Genomic DNA, 16,842 nt, shown 5'->3' with positions numbered 1-16,842 from the left:
TTAGAGTGGCTCGGAGTTGAGCCATGCGCTAACTGAAGACTCTTTCTAAATTCTTAGGGAGAAGAAGAAAGTGTTTTAAGTATAGGCAAAACTCTTAAAATCGCCCATTTTTTATTGCAAAAAATTACACAGTGAATACTGCTTTTATAACCAGTTTATTAACGCGGTGTTTTGCACTAAATCGCGCGGCAGTGAATTTTTAATTTTGTTTTTTTGCCACTTACCTAAACCAATAGGGCAGCCACATAACGTAAGAATAACTTCACCACTGGCTTTGCTTACCTCATCTAAGCGGATATCTTTTCCCTGAAAGTAGTCATTCGCTTGTTCATTCGTTAACGCAAACACATTGGTACTGCACTGTTGGCCAAAAACAGTGGCAAATTCGTGGGCTAAACGCACGCCATTATTATGAATAACGCCAAGTTGTATACCTAAACGGGCGTATTTTATTTTATTTTGAATACCGTCAAACGCTTCAGGAAAGAGCCACAGCTCTTTATCGCGTTGCATTAACTTTCCGGGAAGGGCGGTTAAGTTAAAGTGTTTTTTTAGCATCTGCATAAAGGCACTGGCTTTTTTGCTGTCAAACGGCTGAAATGGAAACGCGCCTTTTTTTATCTGTAGATTGGGGTTGTCGCAACTGGCGTGCTTTTTAAATTTAGCAATAAAAAACCCTTCGCTGTCGAATGTTTGTGGCCACACATGTAAATAGCCTTCGCGGGTGGTGGCTTTTTCTGCCCCAGCAAATAACTTATCTAATGGCTCTGCTGTTATATAGTCGCCAAATTCATTAATTAATGCGTCGCACACGTGTTGGTTTTCAAGTGGAGTTAAGGTACAGGTTGAATACACCAAAGTCCCGCCTGGTTTTAAGGCGTAAAATGCACTTTTAATGAGCGCCTTTTGTACCTGAGCAATGGCTATGTTTGATTCGATTGACCAGTTTTTTAATGCATCGGCATCTTTGCGCACGGTGCCTTCACCCGAGCAAGGGGCGTCGAGCAAAATGCTATCAAAGCACTCAAACATATAGTTTCCAAAAATGACGCCATCAAAATGCGATAACGCACAATTACCTACGCCCATACGTTTTAAGGTGGCACTGAGCACCTTTAAACGAGACGAAGATAACTCATTGGCTACCAACACCCCCTGATTATTCATTATAGCTGCCAGTTGCGAGGTTTTAGAGCCCGGCGCCGATGCCATATCAAGCACCGTATCGCTGTGCTTAACACTTGGCTTAAGTGCCACTGGCGGTAACATTGAACTCGCTTCTTGCACATACATGGCACCGCTTAGGTGAAGGTCGGTATTTCCCAATGCGAGGGCCTGCTCTTCTGCGGCTGGGCGCTCTAACCAAAAACCTTCATCACACCATGGGATAGGGGTAAGCTGCCAGCCTTTGTGCTCAGCATGCTGTTTAAACTGTGCCACTGACATTTTTAAGGTATTCACTCGAATAGACTTTCTCAGTGGGCGTCGGCACGCATTAATAAAATCAGCGATATTGAGTTGCGCGGGGAGATAGGTTTTTACATCGTCAATGAAATGCTCGGGGATAAAAGTGTTTGCGTCCACAGTCTGGCCAGTCGTTAAATTAAAGCCAGATAATAGCATTTCTTACCCGCTGTTTCAGTGCTAAACGGGGAAATAATTCGCTTTTGTTGGTGTCGACACTTGGTGGGGTAATTCACTTGTAAAAGGGGTTGTTATACTACTTTAGCCTAATGGTGTCGACAATTGGTGTGTTTATTAGCCTGTTTATACTGTTTTAGGGTTGACACATCAGAATAGGAAGTCCATAGTAGCTTTATAAATTGTCGACAATCTTAAAGTAACCTATGACGCAAAGCCTGTTAAACGAAACGCCTGTTACCACCGCATCAGACCAAGTGTTTGTAAATATGCGTAAAGAAATTGTAGAAGGTAGCATAGCGCAGGGCAGTAAAATATCAGAGCCAGAGCTGGCAAAACGTTATGGCGTAAGCCGTGCAACGCTGCGTGAAGCGCTTAATCGTTTAGAAAGTTGTTACTTAGTTGAGCGTAAAGCGAACATAGGTTGTCGAGTTGTATCGTTAACAGCAGAGCGCTTAATAGAAGTGTATCAAGTGCGCAGTGCGCTTGAAGGCTTAGCATGTCGCCTTGCTGCCGACAATATGGAGCCTGCAGAAGTGCAAGGCTTAAAACAATTACTGAATCAACATTTAAAAACTCAGCGGGTCAAAGAAGGAGAGTCGTATTATCAAGAGGCGGGTGATCTAGATTTTCACTATCGCATTATTAAAGGCAGCAAAAACGCTCATTTAATTCACTTACTTTGCCACGACTTGTATCAACTTATACGCATGTACCGTGTGCAAATGGGCATGGTAGGCCCTCGCGTGTCAAAAGCATTCGACGAGCACTTAGCGATTATTAATGCCATTGAAAACCACGATGGAGAATTAGCCGAAATGTTGATGAAGCGCCATATCAGCGCTTCACAAGCCAATATTCAAACTAAATTTGATTTACTTGCCGCGCAACATAAAGCCAGCTAGTTAATCTGTCATATTTAGTATTTATAAATAACAAAACTGCCCCAGAGCAGCTACCGTTCAAAGTTAGGAGAAACTAATGTCAGCAGGATCAAAGTTTAAACAAGCGATTGCCAACAACCGCCCGTTACAAGTTGTCGGCACAATTAACGCGTATACAGCAATGATGGCTGAAAAAATGGGCCATCAGGCAATTTATTTATCGGGTGCCGGTGTGGCTAATGCATCATACGGTATGCCAGATTTAGGCATGACCAGCCTTGATAACGTACTGGAAGATATTCGCCGTATTACCGGTGCCAGCGATTTACCATTATTAGTCGATGCAGACACCGGCTGGGGCGGAGCGTTTAACATTGCCCGCACAGTAAAAGAAATGACCAAAGCGGGTGCGGCAGGTTTCCATATTGAAGACCAAGTAGCGCAAAAGCGTTGTGGTCACCGTCCTAATAAAGAAATTGTTAGCCAAAGCGAAATGGTTGACCGTATTAAAGCAGCGGTTGATGCCAAAACGGACAGCGACTTTTACATTATGGCACGTACCGATGCGTTTCAAAAAGAAGGCTTAAATGCGGCCATTGACCGTGCTGCAGCGTGTGTTGAAGCTGGTGCGGATGCTATTTTCGCCGAAGCTGTACACGACCTTGCTGATTATCAAGCATTTAGCAAAGCGATTAACGTACCAATTTTGGCTAACATCACTGAGTTTGGTCAAACGCCTATTTATACCAAAGAGCAATTAAGTGAAGTGGGTGTTGAAATGGTGCTATACCCACTGAGTGCATTTAGAGCGATGAACAAAGCGGCGTATAACGTGTACTCTGCAATTTTGAACGAAGGGTCGCAACAAAGCCAAATCGAAAACATGCAAACCCGTGCCGAGCTGTATGACTTTTTAGACTACCACACGTACGAAAACACCCTAGACAACCTTTTTTCAGCAAATAAATAATAACAATAATTAAAGGAGCAAACTTATGAGTAATAAAGCATTAGCAGGTGCCGGCCTACGTGGACAAGTTGCAGGCGAAACAGCATTATGTACAGTCGGGCAGTCGGGCTCAGGTTTAACCTATTGTGGTTATGATATTAGTGAACTGGCTGAAAAAGCACAGTTTGAAGAAGTGTCGTTTTTGCTATCGCGTGGTGAATTACCTACCGCAGGTGAACTGGCAGAATACAAAGCCCGTTTGAAAAGCTTACGTGGTTTACCCCAAGCGCTAAAAACTGTACTAGAAAACATTCCTAAAGACGCACACCCAATGGACGTAATGCGTACCGGTTGCTCTATGTTGGGTAATCTCGAAATGGAACACGATTTTAGCCAAGCCAATGATGCCATCGACCGTATGGTTGCCGTTTTCCCAAGCATTATTTGTTATTGGTATCGTTATTCACATGATGGTGTACGCATTGAAACGCAAACAGACGATGATTCTGTGGGCGCACATTTTTTAACTATGCTTCACGACAAAGCCCCTAGCGAATTGTTTGCTCAAGTTATGAATGTGTCACTAATTTTGTACGCAGAGCATGAATTTAATGCTTCAACCTTTACTGGCCGTGTTTGTGCATCAACGCTTTCTGATATCCATTCATGTGTTACCGGTGCCATTGGTACCTTACGTGGCCCATTACACGGTGGTGCTAACGAAGCCGCGATGGATATGATTGAAAACTTCACTAGCGCCGATCAAGCAGAGCAAGAAATTATGGGCATGCTAGAGCGTAAAGATAAAATCATGGGCTTTGGCCATGCTATCTATCGCGAATCCGATCCACGTAACGTCATTATTAAAAAGTGGTCTGAAAAACTAGCAGCCGAAGTGGGCGATGAAGTGCTATATCCAGTGTCTGTTCGTTGTGAAGAAGTGATGTGGCGCGAGAAAAAACTCTTCTGTAACGCTGATTTCTTCCACGCGTCGGCATATCACTTTATGGACATTCCGACTAAATTATTTACGCCTATCTTTGTGATGAGCCGCGTAACAGGTTGGACTGCACACGTTAAAGAGCAACGTGCCAATAACCGTATTATTCGTCCAAGTGCAGATTACACTGGACCAGAAGCGCGTAGCTACACACCAATCGAATCCCGTTAAGACTTATTTGGTGGGCACATAACGTGCTCACCTTTTTTATTTGTTGCACACTCATTTAAGGCTTCTTACGTTTTCATTCCTTCCTTAAAGTAGTGAGTTGCACCACCACTGTCACCCAATTAGCGAATATTTTATGACCATTATAAATAATACTAAATTTCGAAAACCGCTCCCCAATTCAAATGTTGACTACTTTGATGCGCAAGCGGCAGTTGATGCCATTAAACCGGGCGCGTATGCCACTTTACCGTATACGTCACGGGTGCTGGCTGAAAACCTAGTACGTCGCTGCGAGCCTAGCATGCTAAATGACGCACTTAATCAACTGATTGAACGCAAACAAGACCTGGATTTTCCTTGGTACCCTGCACGTGTGGTGTGTCACGATATTTTAGGCCAAACCGCGTTAGTTGACTTAGCCGGTCTGCGTGATGCGATTGCGGCGAAAGGCGGCGATCCTGCCAAAGTAAACCCAGTAGTACCCACCCAGTTGATTGTTGACCACTCATTATCGGTAGAGCACGCGGGCTTTGATCCGGACGCGTTTGAAAAAAACCGTGCCATTGAAGACAGACGTAACGATGACCGCTTCCACTTTATAAACTGGACGAAAACGGCATTTAAAAATATAGATGTGATCCCACCTGGCAACGGCATCATGCATCAAATTAACTTAGAAAAGATGTCACCGGTTATTCAAAACCGTGATGGCATTGCGTTTCCAGATACCTTAGTTGGTACTGATAGCCACACTCCGCATGTGGATGCACTCGGTGTTATTGCGGTGGGGGTAGGCGGCCTTGAAGCCGAGAGCGTGATGCTAGGGCGTGCTTCGTACATGCGCTTGCCAGATATTGTCGGTGTTGAACTTAGTGGTAAACGTCAACCGGGCATTACGGCAACCGATATTGTATTGGCTATTACCGAATTTTTACGCCAGCAGCGTGTGGTATCAAGCTACCTTGAGTTTTATGGCGAAGGGGCTGATGCACTCACATTAGGTGACCGTGCCACTATTTCCAATATGACGCCAGAATTTGGCGCAACTGCGGCCATGTTTTACATCGACCAAATGACCATTGACTACTTACGTTTAACGGGTCGTGAAGAAGAGCAAATTACACTGGTAGAAAATTACGCGAAAACCACCGGGTTATGGAGCGATAGTTTAAAAACAGCGCAATACGACCGAGTACTGAAGTTTGATCTTTCAAGTGTGGGCCGTAACATCGCCGGTCCATCAAACCCACACCGCCGTGTGTCAACCAGCGATTTAGCCAAACAAGGTATTTCGGGTGTGGTTGAAAACGAAGCCGGCTTAATGCCAGATGGTGCATGTATTATTGCAGCTATTACCAGCTGTACCAACACCAGTAACCCGCGCAACGTGATTGCGGCAGGGCTATTGGCACGTAACGCCAATGCAAAAGGGTTAATGCGTAAACCTTGGGTTAAAACGTCGCTCGCACCGGGTTCAAAAGCCGTACAATCTTACCTTGAAGAAGCCAAATTATTACCAGAGCTTGAGCAACTTGGCTTTGGCATTGTGGGCTTTGCCTGTACTACCTGTAATGGTATGAGTGGGGCGCTCGACCCGGTAATTCAACAAGAAGTTATTGACCGCGACCTGTACGCCACGGCAGTGCTTTCGGGTAACCGTAACTTTGATGGCCGTATTCATCCTTATGCAAAACAAGCGTTCTTAGCGTCGCCCCCTTTAGTGGTTGCCTACGCGATTGCCGGTACCATTCGTTTTGACATCGAAAAAGACGTACTTGGACAAGATCAACACGGTAACGATGTGACCCTTAAAGACTTATGGCCAAGCGATGAAGAAATTGATGCTGTAGTGAAAGAAAGTGTTAAGCCGGAGCAGTTTAGAAAAGTATACGAGCCGATGTTTAACTTAACCGTAGACTACGGTGAAGATAACGATCCACTTTACGACTGGCGTCCAGAAAGCACTTACATTCGTCGCCCACCGTATTGGGAAGGCGCACTCGCGGGCGAACGTACTATGAAAGGCATGCGTGCCTTAGCAGTACTTGGCGACAACATTACCACAGATCATTTATCGCCTTCTAACGCGATTATGGCCAGTAGCGCCGCCGGTGAATACTTAGCTAAAATGAACGTGCCTGAAGAAGACTTTAACTCTTACGCTACGCACCGTGGCGACCATTTAACGGCGCAACGTGCCACGTTTGCTAACCCTAAACTATTAAACGAAATGGTGTTAGATGAAAACGGCGAGGTTAAACAAGGTTCCTACGCGCGGATCGAGCCTGAAGGTCAGCAAACCCGTATGTGGGAAGCAATTGAAACCTACATGCAGCGTAAACAGCCACTTATTATTGTTGCCGGCGCTGATTATGGCCAAGGCTCATCACGTGACTGGGCGGCAAAAGGGGTCAGACTGGCAGGCGTTGAAGTGATTGTTGCCGAGGGCTTTGAGCGTATTCACCGTACCAATCTGATTGGTATGGGCGTATTACCCCTTGAGTTTACAGCGGGCACTACGCGTAAAACACTTAAACTTGATGGCAGCGAAAGTTACGATGTGGACGGCGAACTCACGCCAGGGGCAACGGTAAACTTAACCATTACCCGTAAAGATGGCGAAGTGTTAGTGGTGCCTACTAAGTGTCGTATCGATACGCAAGAAGAGCTGTCTATTTATGCCGCAGGCGGTGTATTACAGCGCTTTGCACAAGACTTTTTAGAAGCTACGCAAACAGCATAAGTAAGGGATATACATGTTTAAACCGCAAATTAAAGTACCCGCTACCTATATGCGTGGCGGTACCAGTAAAGGGGTGTTTTTTAACCTTACCGATTTGCCAAAGCCTGCCCAAGTGGCAGGTGAGGCGCGCGATAATTTACTGCTGCGCGTGATTGGTAGTCCAGATCCCTACGGTAAACAAACCGATGGTATGGGCGGGGCAACTTCCAGCACCAGTAAAACGGTTATTTTAGCTAAAAGTACCCAAGCCGATCACGATGTTGACTATTTATTTGGTCAAGTGGCAATCGACAAAGCGTTTGTCGACTTTAGCGGCAACTGCGGTAACTTAACTGCGGCTGTGGGCGCATTTGCCATCAGTAATGGCTTGGTTGATAACAGCCGTATACCGAACAATGGCATTGCTGTTGTACGGGTATGGCAGGCTAACATTAAAAAAAGCATTTTGGTGCATGTGCCCATCACCGACGGTGAAGTACAAGAAACCGGTGACTTTGAGCTCGATGGCGTCACCTTTCCAGCGGCAGAAGTAAAGCTTGAGTTTATCGACCCGGCTGACGGCGATGGAGCGTTATTTCCTACTGGCAACGTGGTTGATGCGTTAGAGGTGCCGGGTGTCGGCACGTTTGCAGCGACCATGATCAATGCCGGCATTCCCACTATTTTTGTTAATGCCGCGGATATTGGTTACAACGGTACTGAGCTGCAAGATGATATAAACTCAGATGCAGCGGCGCTGGAAAAACTAGAAACTATTCGTGCCTATGGGGCGGTAAAAATGGGCCTGATCAACACGATTGATGAAGCGCAGGCACGCCAACATACCCCTAAAGTCGCGTTTGTTGCTGCACCACAAGACTACATCGCCTCAAGTGGTAAGCAAATTAATGCCAACGACATTGATTTACTGGTACGTGCTATGTCTATGGGCAAATTACACCATGCCATGATGGGCACCGCAGCCGTGGCAATTGGCACCGCTGCAGCGGTTCAAGGCACTTTGGTTAATTTAGCCGCCGGGGGCGGGGCGATAAGTGAAGTAAACTTTGGTCACCCCTCTGGCACATTAAAAGTAGGCGCAGAGGCAACAAAAGTTCAAGGTGAGTGGCAAGTGACTAAAGCTAGCATGAGCCGCAGCGCTCGCGTGCTGATGGAAGGTGTGGTACGCGTACCGCAGTAATAAGGGTTACGTAGTTAATCACTAACACACTTATAAGTTGATGTTTTTTTATAAAACATCAACTTTTTTCGTTTTTAAGCGGCGGTCACTTAGCTATTCAATAGTTAAACGTGGCGGCTATTGCTACGGGTTGATTCGCGTTTTACTAAGCGTGGTAAATATGAATGGCTATCGCTGTGTGGTGCCGTAATTGCCTCATCGTTGACACAATTTATCGCTAATTGCGCGGCTTGCTGTGCCATCTCTTCAATCGGGTAGTGTAACGTGGTTAATCTAGGACGCGAATAACGCGCAATAAGCACGTCATCAAAACCAATCACCGACACATCGCCGGGGACGCTATAGCCATTATCCTCTAGTGTCGAAATTGCCCCAATTGCCATGGCATCGTTATAGACAAAAATGGCACTAAAAGGCAGCCCTGAGGCAATTAAACGTTGTGCTGCGGCTTCTCCGCCTTGTTGATCAGGCAAGGCGTAGGTAATTAATTGAGGGTCAATAGGGGCACCAGCCTCAGCAAGCGTGGTAGCAAAACCGTTGAGCCGTAGCGTAGGATCTTCAATTTGATATTTACTGCTGATGCAGGCAATATTGTGATGCTGCAGTGTGAGAAAATAACGGGCTGCTATCTTGCCGCCAGCGGTGTTATCAAGCCAAATACATTTGTGTTTTATTGCCGCTATGTACCTATTAATAAGCACTAACCCGGGCACCTGTTTGGATAAACTGATTAATTCGCTGTCTGGCAGCTTTTTGCTATGCATAACAATAGTTTGACAGCGACGCTCAAGTAATAAATTAATCGCTGCACGCTCAGATGCTGCACTTTGACCGGCGGTGCTGAGGAGTAATTGCATCGCGTTATCACGGGCTACTTTATCCACGCCGCTGGCAAGTGAAGCAAAAAAGGGATCGCTAAGTTCGGGGATCACTACCCCTATGGTAATACTTTTACGAGTGACGAGGGCGCGTGCATTGGCGTTTGGCGTGTAGCCAATCTCTTGCATTACTTGATTAACTTTTTTTATCGTGGCCTGACTGACTTTTGGGCCATTATTAATAACGCGTGACACCGAGGCAATAGACACACCGGCAATCCGAGCTACATCTTTTATTGTTGTCATTGATGGGGAATCGTTTTCTACATCCTGTTTATATTAAAATTTACACTATTTAATTTGTACTGTATATGTTGATTTTTTATGTTGCAAATAACGGGGTAAGCGTTTACCCTTTTCGGTTTTTATTATAAGCCACAATTGAGATATTTATGGATACAATTTTTGACCCAACTGAGCATCCACATCGTCGCTATAATCCGCTAATTGATGAGTGGGTGTTGGTGTCTCCGCACCGCGCGAAAAGACCTTGGCAAGGACAAGTAGAGACCCTCGACGAAGAAGTGCGAGAAAGTCATGATGCCAATTGTTTTTTGTGTGCTGGTAATACGCGCATTAATGGCGAAGTAAATGACAATTACACGGGCACCTATGTGTTTAGTAATGACTTTGCTGCGTTAAAGGTTGATACTCCAGAATTTCAGACCGATGATCCACTGTTTAAAATGGCTACCGAGCAAGGCGAAAGCCGAGTAATTTGCTTCTCACCAGATCATAGTAAAACCTTGCCACAGCTAAGTATTGACGAGATCACGGCGGTGGTAAATACCTGGCAAAGCCAATGCCTTGAGTTAGGCGAAACTTATAACTGGGTGCAAGTTTTTGAAAATAAAGGCGCGATGATGGGCTGCTCAAACCCGCACCCGCATGGCCAAATTTGGTCACAACAACAATTACCCACTTTAGTAACTAAAAAACAGCACGCGTTATCTAACTACGCCAACCAATATAATAGTAACTTATTGCTGGATTATGCCACGCGTGAAGCGCAATCAGGCGAGCGTGTCGTGGTTAAAAACGAGCACTGGCTGGTGGTTGTGCCTTATTGGGCCGGTTGGCCGTTTGAAACACTGTTATTACCGCGCTTTGCCATTACCCGTATGGTTGACTTAACGCCAGAGCAAAGTGTGTCGTTAGCCGACGCGCTCAAGCAAATTACCACTAAATACGATAATTTATTTAATTGCTCGTTCCCTTATTCAATGGGCTGGCATGGTGCGCCTTATGACGGCCAAGCGCACAGTGAATGGCAATTACACGCCAGCTTTTTTCCGCCGCTACTACGCTCAGCAACGGTACGTAAATTTATGGTGGGCTATGAAATGATGGCCGAATCACAACGCGATTTAACCCCAGAGCAAGCCGCACAAAGATTACGTGATGTAGCCAATGTACATTATAAGGAAGCACAATAATGCCTAGAGCTAATATGCTTATCAGCCAATTTGAACAGCATTTTAATTGCCCGCCAGAGCAGCTATTTCATGCCCCAGGGCGCGTTAATTTAATCGGTGAGCATACCGATTATAACGATGGGTTTGTGCTGCCGGCAGCGATTAACTTTGGCACCGACATCGCCGCGAAAGCACGAGATGATCGTACCGTGAATGTATTAGCGGTTGATTGTAATAACGAACAAAATAGTTTTAGCCTAGATAATATTGAATTTAGCCAACAGCAAATGTGGGTAAACTATATTCGCGGTACGCTACAAGCTCTGTTGCAAAGCTACCCACATATTACCGGTGCCGATCTAGTGGTATCGGGTAATGTGCCACAAGGTACCGGCTTAAGCTCATCTGCCAGTTTTGAAATAGCTATTTTAAAAACCTTTGCGCAATTAAATAATATTCCCTTAGACGGGGTTAAAGCGGCGTTAATGGGCCAACAAGCAGAAAATAACTTTGTAGGTTGTAATTGTGGCATCATGGATCAACTTATTTCTGCACTGGGTAAAGCTGAACATGCTATGCTACTCGATTGTCGCAGCTTAACCTATGAATATGCAGCAATTCCTGCTGGCATGGCATTGGTTATTGTTAACTCCAATGTTAAACGAGGATTAGTCGACAGCGAGTACAATGCTCGTCGTGAGCAATGTGAAGCCGCAGCAAAGCATTTTAATAAACCCGCTTTACGCGATGTTACCCTTGCTGAGCTAACAGCAGAACAAGCGAATCTCGCACCGGTTATTTATCAGCGTGCCATGCACATTGTGACCGAAAATACCCGTACCGAGCAGGCGTTAATAGCACTTAATAACAACGACATGCAAACTATGAGTCAATTAATGGCACAGTCGCATCTGTCGATGAAAAATGATTTTGAAATCACCACTACTGAAATTGACTTTTTAGTAGAAATCATTGGCCAAGTATTAGGTGAGCAAGGTGGTGTGCGTATGACGGGGGGCGGCTTTGGCGGTTGTGTGGTGGCGCTAGCGCCAGAGCAATTAGTGCCGCAAATACGCGCTACAATTAATGCCCAGTATCAAGCAAAAACGGGGCTTGAAGCCGACGTATATATTTGCCTTGCTGCGAATGGTGCGTTTATTACCAGTTAAAGAAAACATACTAATAATAGAACAAGGTTGAAGTGTATGAAATTAGAACTACTTGATATTGCGATATTTACCTGCTACGTGCTGGGGTTGTTAATACTCGCTTTGTGGATTTCGCGCAATGAGAAGGGGGCAAGCAGAAACACCGAAGATTACTTTCTTGCCAGTAAAGCGCTGCCGTGGTGGGCGATTGGTGCATCATTAATTGCCTCTAATATTTCTGCCGAGCAAATTATTGGTATGTCTGGTTCGGGATATGCAATTGGACTGGCAATAGCGTCGTATGAGTGGATGGCAGCCATTACCCTGATCATAGTGGGTAAGTATATGTTGCCAATATTTTTAAAGAACGAAATATTTACCATGCCCCAATATTTAGAGCAACGTTTTGATAGTAAAGTTAAAACGACGCTAGCGCTATTTTGGCTCGCAGTGTATATATTTGTAAACTTAACCGCGGTGTTATGGTTAGGTGGCCTAGCAATAGAAACGGTAGCTGGGGTTGATTGGATGTATGGCATGATATTTTTAGCCTTATTTTCAGTGGCATACTCTTTATACGGCGGTTTAAAAGCGGTTGCCTACACCGATATTTTACAAGTAGTACTACTGGTATTTGGTGGCCTGTTCTTAAGCTATTTAGCACTTGATGCTGTGGCTGATGGCGACGGTGTATTAGCCGGTTTTGGTATTTTAACCGAGCAATTACCCAATCACTTCGATATGATTTTAAGCTCGGATAGCGAACACTACATGAGTTTACCGGGTTTATCGGTGTTGATTGGTGGTATGTGGATCATGAACTTTAGCTATTGGGGCTTTAACCAGTATATTATCCAACGTGCATTAGCGGCGAAAAATATTAATGAAGCACAAAAAGGCATTGCGTTTGCGGCTTATTTAAAATTATTAATGCCAGTCATTGTGGTATTACCGGGGATTGCTGCGGTGGTGTTATACCCGCAATTAACGACTCCCGATCAAGCTTACCCTTCAATGATGGCACTGATGCCAACCGGTATTAAAGGCCTTATTTTTGCAGCATTAGTGGCGGCGATTGTGTCTTCGCTGGCGTCGATGACCAACAGTATTTCGACTATTTTTACCATGGATATTTATAGTAAGCTGAAACCGGGTAAATCGCAGGGCCATTATGTATTTATTGGCCGCTTTGCGGCGCTGATCTCATTAGTGATTGCACTTATTGTTGCTGAGCCATTATTAGGCAAGTTCGATCAAGCGTTCCAATATATTCAAGAATTCACAGGCTTCTTCACTCCAGGCATTGTAGTAATTTTTGTGATGGGTATGTTTTGGTCTAAAGCCAGTTCAGCAGGCGCATTAGCGGCGGCGATTGGCTCGGCGGCATTCTCTATCCTGTTAAAGCTTTACTGGGTGACCTTACCGTTTATGGACCGAGTGGGTTTAGTGTTCTTACTTTGTTTAGCATTGTGTGTGATTGTATCGTTAGTGAAACCTGATACCGATCAAGACAGCAGTGTGAGCCTTAACGACATTAACTTTAACACGTCGGGCAACTTTAATATTGCCGCATTAGGCATTGTGATTATTTTAGTCGCACTTTACACCACCTGGTGGTGATCCCAGCCAATAAAAACAACACAGGTTTTAGCGCTGCTAAACCCTGTGTTTGTTAAGTAAATGCGTTTAAATCAAAGCAGCTTAAGTTGCTTTGATTTTTTTTCGCGTTTTAAGCACAAAAAGAAAAAGCAATGAAGCAACTACACAGTTATTTATTAAGCAATGAGCAGGGCATGCGCGTCGAAATATTAAACTTTGGTGCGCGAGTAAAATCTATTTTGTTTCCTGTTAACGATATACCTACCGAAATGACGGTCGGCTATGAGCATAACGACAGTTACTTAGCCGATACCTTTTATTTAGGAGCGAGCTGTGGCCGTGTGGCTAATCGTATCAGCGATGCCAGTTTTGAGCTTAACGGTGAGCGCTATAGGTTGAGTGCCAACGATGGGAAAAACTGTTTGCATGGTGGCGTTGATAATTTTGCCCAGCGTTTTTGGCAGATAGATTTTGCCCAAAGCACGAAAACGAGTGTCACGTTAACGCTGCATTCTGCCGATGGCGATCAGGGCTTTCCTGGTAATGTGGTGATGCAAGTGCGTTATCATTTATCGTCTGATAATCGTTTAACCATAAACTATAGCGCTCGCACAGACAAAGCAACTCCGCTCAACATGACCAACCATTGCTACTTTAATTTAGGTGAGCAAAACTGCTTAGCCCTTGAGTTACAAATAAATGCGGCAAATTATTTAGCACGGAATGCTCAAGGCATACCCAGTGGCGAAATTGTGGCGGTGGCCAACAGCGATCTTTGTTTTACTGCGCCAAATCAGCTTGGTCAACGCCAATATGCAGCGCAGCACCCACAACTCAAAGCGCCCCTTGGGTATGACCATTGTTATGTGCTTGAGCAGCAGCAAAGTGGCCCCGCTGCGGTATTGAGCTCGTTGCAAAATAAAGTGAAAATGTCAGTGAGCACCGACCAAGCAGCGCTGCAATTGTATACAGGTGCATTTTTAGACGGCCCATTTACCGCCTATCAAGGTGTGTGTTTAGAAGCGCAAAACTACACTGATGCGGTAAATATTCCGCATTTTGCCAACTCGATTGTTATGCCCGGTGAGCAATATAATAAAGTGATTAGCTATCACTTTGAAAATATCTAACTAGGGCAATGAACTCTTTGTTGCTTACTTGGATGCAGGATACGAAAGCTTTGCTCGGTTTTTACTTAGCTTACAAAGCTCGCGCCGCGATTAAATTGCCCCTAGGGTGAACGAATTTTGATCACCAAAGGGCAACCGTCAACAGGTCCTAATAACGCTGTGCGATTTCTTAGTACAGCGTTATTAGTGAGGGGTGAGTAGTCGGTGGTGCTTTTTACAGGCATCAGTAATCCTAGCGACTATAAACACCTCAGCCGCTTAGTTGATAACAAATAATTCCATAAAGCGATTAACCGCGGTGGCCTCAAGCGCCGGTTGATTTTTACATAGCTGGAAAATAGTTTGGCAGCGTTGATCATCAAACCGCGATGCGAGATTGGCTGTAAATTTTTGCTCTAATAACGGGATACCTTCTTTACGGCGACGGCGATGACCTAGCGGATATTCTACAATGACCTCTTCACTACGACTGCCATCGCTATAAAAAACTTGGATGGCATTGGCTATAGCGCGTTTGTCTGGCTGTAAATACTCTTTAGTAAAGCGGGGCTCTTCTCTGATTTCCATTTTGTCACGCAGCTGATCAATAATCGGGTGGGCCGCATGAAACTCGTCTTCGTAATGCTCTGCGGTTAATTCACCAAATATCAGTGGCACAGCTATCATATATTGCAAGCAATGGTCGCGATCGGCCGCATTTGCCAGCGGCCCTGTTTTGGAAATAATGCGAATAGCTGACTCGTGGGTACGTACCACAATTTTATCAATTTCGGCTAAGCGCTGTTTTACTTGTGGATGTAAAATAACCGCAGCTTCCGCTGCTGTTTGAGCATGAAACTCGGCAGGAAATGAAATTTTAAACAAAATATTTTCCATCACATAACAGCCATAGCTTTGTGAAAAAGAAAAGCGCCGTTCAGCTTCGGGTTTAACAACTTGGTGTTGGTTAGTTTTAGCAAAAGACACCGCATAAAACCCCCATTGCGGTGCTGTTAATACGCTAGGAATACCCATTTCCCCGCGCATAGATAGGTGAGCTAAGTAAACAGCACGCGAGGTTGCATCGCCTGCGGCCCATGATTTACGCGAGCCTGCATTGGGTGCGTGTCGATAGGTGCGCAGCGCCGAGCCATCGACCCAAGCTTGAGAGATTGCAGCCATGATCTGTTGTTTGTTGCCGCCCATCATTTTGGTAACCACCGCAGTTGACGCAACGCGCACTAATAATACATGACATAAGCCGACTCGGTTAAAAGCGTTTTCTAGTGCAATCACCCCTTGAATTTCATGCGCCATGATCATCGCTTCTAACACTTCTCGCATGGTTAACGGCTGCTCTGCGTTAGCTTCTCTAAGCTGAGAAAGGTGATCTGCAACCGCTAAAATAGCGCCTAAATTATCAGAAGGGTGCCCCCATTCAGCAGCTAACCAGGTGTCATTATAATCAAGCCAGCGAATAGTACAGCCAATATCCCAAGCGGCTTTTACCGGGTCGAGCACCAACGCGGTTCCCGGTACCCGCGCACCATTAGGTACCACAGTGCCGGGTACGATAGGGCCGAGCAACTTAGTGCACTCAGCAAAGCGCAGTGCTAGCAGGCCACAACCTAAGGTGTCGATTAAACAGTTGCGTGCGGTGTTGAGTGCTTCCTCGCTGAATTCATTAAAATTTAATACATAATCAGCGATATCTTGTATGACTTGATCATAATCAGGGCGATTATTAACATCAACATTATTACTCATTGTGTATCCTTATTTGTTTTTAGAGGTGAAATATTAAAAACACAGCTAACGTCAGCGGATCTATGCTCACCATAGCATGAGGCAGTTGCTGCGAATAGTAATAAGCTGTTTGTTTTGTAAACAATTCTGCTGCAATTGAGTGATTAAGATGCTAAGCGACCATGGAGTAAAAAAGTAATTAATGAATGGGGTTAAATTAGCGATTGCGCCAAGAATTGGATGGTTTTATAGCTCAGTAGCTATAGCTAAGTAGGTAGTCGTTAGCATCAGGCTGTGGGGGCTTTAGCGGTTTGTAACGAGTGAGTGTGAGAACAGCATAACTTTTAACAGTTAAAAGTTATGCTGATTATTTACGCAT

Annotated in this window: 12 protein-coding genes; 9 read left to right on the top strand and 3 right to left on the bottom strand. The window is 44.9% G+C overall.

The window, feature by feature from the left end; all coding sequences use genetic code 11:
- Window positions 1-144: 144 nt before the first annotated feature.
- A complete protein-coding gene (rsmF, locus tag ABYB02_RS01795) occupies window positions 145-1,584 on the bottom strand; it encodes a 16S rRNA (cytosine(1407)-C(5))-methyltransferase RsmF (RefSeq protein WP_372760465.1) in 1,440 nt (479 codons plus the stop codon).
- A 263-nt stretch (window positions 1,585-1,847) separates the two neighbouring features.
- Between rsmF and ABYB02_RS01790 the strand changes: the two genes are divergently transcribed.
- The 5 genes from ABYB02_RS01790 (at window position 1,848) to prpF (ending at window position 8,568) form a co-directional block, all read left to right on the top strand.
- Window positions 1,848-2,546, top strand: coding sequence for a GntR family transcriptional regulator (locus ABYB02_RS01790; RefSeq protein WP_372760463.1), 699 nt, complete (start codon window positions 1,848-1,850; stop codon window positions 2,544-2,546).
- 76 nt (window positions 2,547-2,622) lie between these two features.
- On the top strand, window positions 2,623-3,495 hold the full coding sequence (prpB, locus tag ABYB02_RS01785) for a methylisocitrate lyase (RefSeq protein ID WP_372760461.1): 873 nt from the start codon (window positions 2,623-2,625) through the stop codon (window positions 3,493-3,495).
- A 25-nt stretch (window positions 3,496-3,520) separates the two neighbouring features.
- Entirely contained in the window at window positions 3,521-4,645 is a 1,125-nt protein-coding gene (gene prpC / locus ABYB02_RS01780; RefSeq protein WP_372760459.1) for a 2-methylcitrate synthase, read from the top strand.
- Between the two features lie 133 nt (window positions 4,646-4,778).
- Window positions 4,779-7,388 carry a Fe/S-dependent 2-methylisocitrate dehydratase AcnD gene (gene acnD / locus ABYB02_RS01775; RefSeq protein ID WP_372760457.1) on the top strand — a complete coding sequence of 870 codons (2,610 nt, stop codon included), beginning with the start codon at window positions 4,779-4,781 and terminating at the stop codon, window positions 7,386-7,388.
- A 13-nt stretch (window positions 7,389-7,401) separates the two neighbouring features.
- Entirely contained in the window at window positions 7,402-8,568 is a 1,167-nt protein-coding gene (gene prpF, locus ABYB02_RS01770; RefSeq protein ID WP_372760455.1) for a 2-methylaconitate cis-trans isomerase PrpF, read from the top strand.
- A 104-nt stretch (window positions 8,569-8,672) separates the two neighbouring features.
- On the opposite strand, the gene ABYB02_RS01765 is transcribed toward prpF, so the two are convergent.
- Window positions 8,673-9,692: a LacI family DNA-binding transcriptional regulator gene (locus ABYB02_RS01765; protein ID WP_372760453.1), complete on the bottom strand. Its 1,020-nt coding sequence runs from the start codon at window positions 9,690-9,692 to the stop codon at window positions 8,673-8,675.
- Window positions 9,693-9,838: 146 nt separating this feature from the next.
- Here ABYB02_RS01765 and ABYB02_RS01760 point away from each other — a divergent pair, with 146 nt between their 5' ends.
- From ABYB02_RS01760 to ABYB02_RS01745, 4 genes are all read left to right on the top strand, one after another.
- Complete coding sequence (locus ABYB02_RS01760; protein WP_372760451.1) at window positions 9,839-10,882, top strand: UDP-glucose--hexose-1-phosphate uridylyltransferase; 1,044 nt, start codon at window positions 9,839-9,841, stop codon at window positions 10,880-10,882.
- Complete coding sequence (gene galK, locus ABYB02_RS01755; protein ID WP_372760449.1) at window positions 10,882-12,030, top strand: galactokinase; 1,149 nt, start codon at window positions 10,882-10,884, stop codon at window positions 12,028-12,030. The genes ABYB02_RS01760 and galK overlap by 1 nt, the downstream gene beginning before the upstream one ends.
- 36 nt (window positions 12,031-12,066) lie before the next feature.
- Window positions 12,067-13,629, top strand: coding sequence for a sodium/sugar symporter (locus ABYB02_RS01750; protein WP_372760447.1), 1,563 nt, complete (start codon window positions 12,067-12,069; stop codon window positions 13,627-13,629).
- A 131-nt stretch (window positions 13,630-13,760) separates the two neighbouring features.
- Window positions 13,761-14,738 (top strand): aldose epimerase family protein, encoded by a 978-nt coding sequence (locus ABYB02_RS01745; protein ID WP_372760445.1) that lies wholly within the window; start codon window positions 13,761-13,763, stop codon window positions 14,736-14,738.
- A 258-nt stretch (window positions 14,739-14,996) separates the two neighbouring features.
- Here the strand turns inward: ABYB02_RS01745 and ABYB02_RS01740 are convergent, their stop codons facing one another.
- Window positions 14,997-16,484, bottom strand: a complete 1,488-nt coding sequence (locus ABYB02_RS01740) for a bifunctional 2-methylcitrate dehydratase/aconitate hydratase (protein WP_372760443.1) — start codon at window positions 16,482-16,484, stop codon at window positions 14,997-14,999.
- Between the last annotated feature and the right edge of the window lie 358 nt (window positions 16,485-16,842).

The sequence above is a fragment of the Pseudoalteromonas sp. genome (genome assembly GCF_041613455.1).
Taxonomy (GTDB): Bacteria; Pseudomonadota; Gammaproteobacteria; order Enterobacterales; family Alteromonadaceae; genus Pseudoalteromonas.
The sequence above is the reverse complement of the archived record's forward strand: the minus strand, read 5'-3'. Positions and strand labels throughout refer to the sequence as shown.

What these genes read in the sequence shown, in the direction of transcription:
- ABYB02_RS01790 (WP_372760463.1), top strand. Translation starts at nt 1,848, where the DNA reads ATGACGCAAAGCCTGTTAAACGAAACGCCTGTTACCACCGCATCAGAC.
- prpB (WP_372760461.1), top strand. Translation starts at nt 2,623, where the DNA reads ATGTCAGCAGGATCAAAGTTTAAACAAGCGATTGCCAACAACCGCCCG.
- prpC (WP_372760459.1), top strand. Translation starts at nt 3,521, where the DNA reads ATGAGTAATAAAGCATTAGCAGGTGCCGGCCTACGTGGACAAGTTGCA.
- acnD (WP_372760457.1), top strand. Translation starts at nt 4,779, where the DNA reads ATGACCATTATAAATAATACTAAATTTCGAAAACCGCTCCCCAATTCA.
- prpF (WP_372760455.1), top strand. Translation starts at nt 7,402, where the DNA reads ATGTTTAAACCGCAAATTAAAGTACCCGCTACCTATATGCGTGGCGGT.
- ABYB02_RS01765 (WP_372760453.1), bottom strand. Translation starts at nt 9,692, where the DNA reads ATGACAACAATAAAAGATGTAGCTCGGATTGCCGGTGTGTCTATTGCC.
- ABYB02_RS01760 (WP_372760451.1), top strand. Translation starts at nt 9,839, where the DNA reads ATGGATACAATTTTTGACCCAACTGAGCATCCACATCGTCGCTATAAT.
- galK (WP_372760449.1), top strand. Translation starts at nt 10,882, where the DNA reads ATGCCTAGAGCTAATATGCTTATCAGCCAATTTGAACAGCATTTTAAT.
- ABYB02_RS01750 (WP_372760447.1), top strand. Translation starts at nt 12,067, where the DNA reads ATGAAATTAGAACTACTTGATATTGCGATATTTACCTGCTACGTGCTG.
- ABYB02_RS01745 (WP_372760445.1), top strand. Translation starts at nt 13,761, where the DNA reads ATGAAGCAACTACACAGTTATTTATTAAGCAATGAGCAGGGCATGCGC.
- ABYB02_RS01740 (WP_372760443.1), bottom strand. Translation starts at nt 16,484, where the DNA reads ATGAGTAATAATGTTGATGTTAATAATCGCCCTGATTATGATCAAGTC.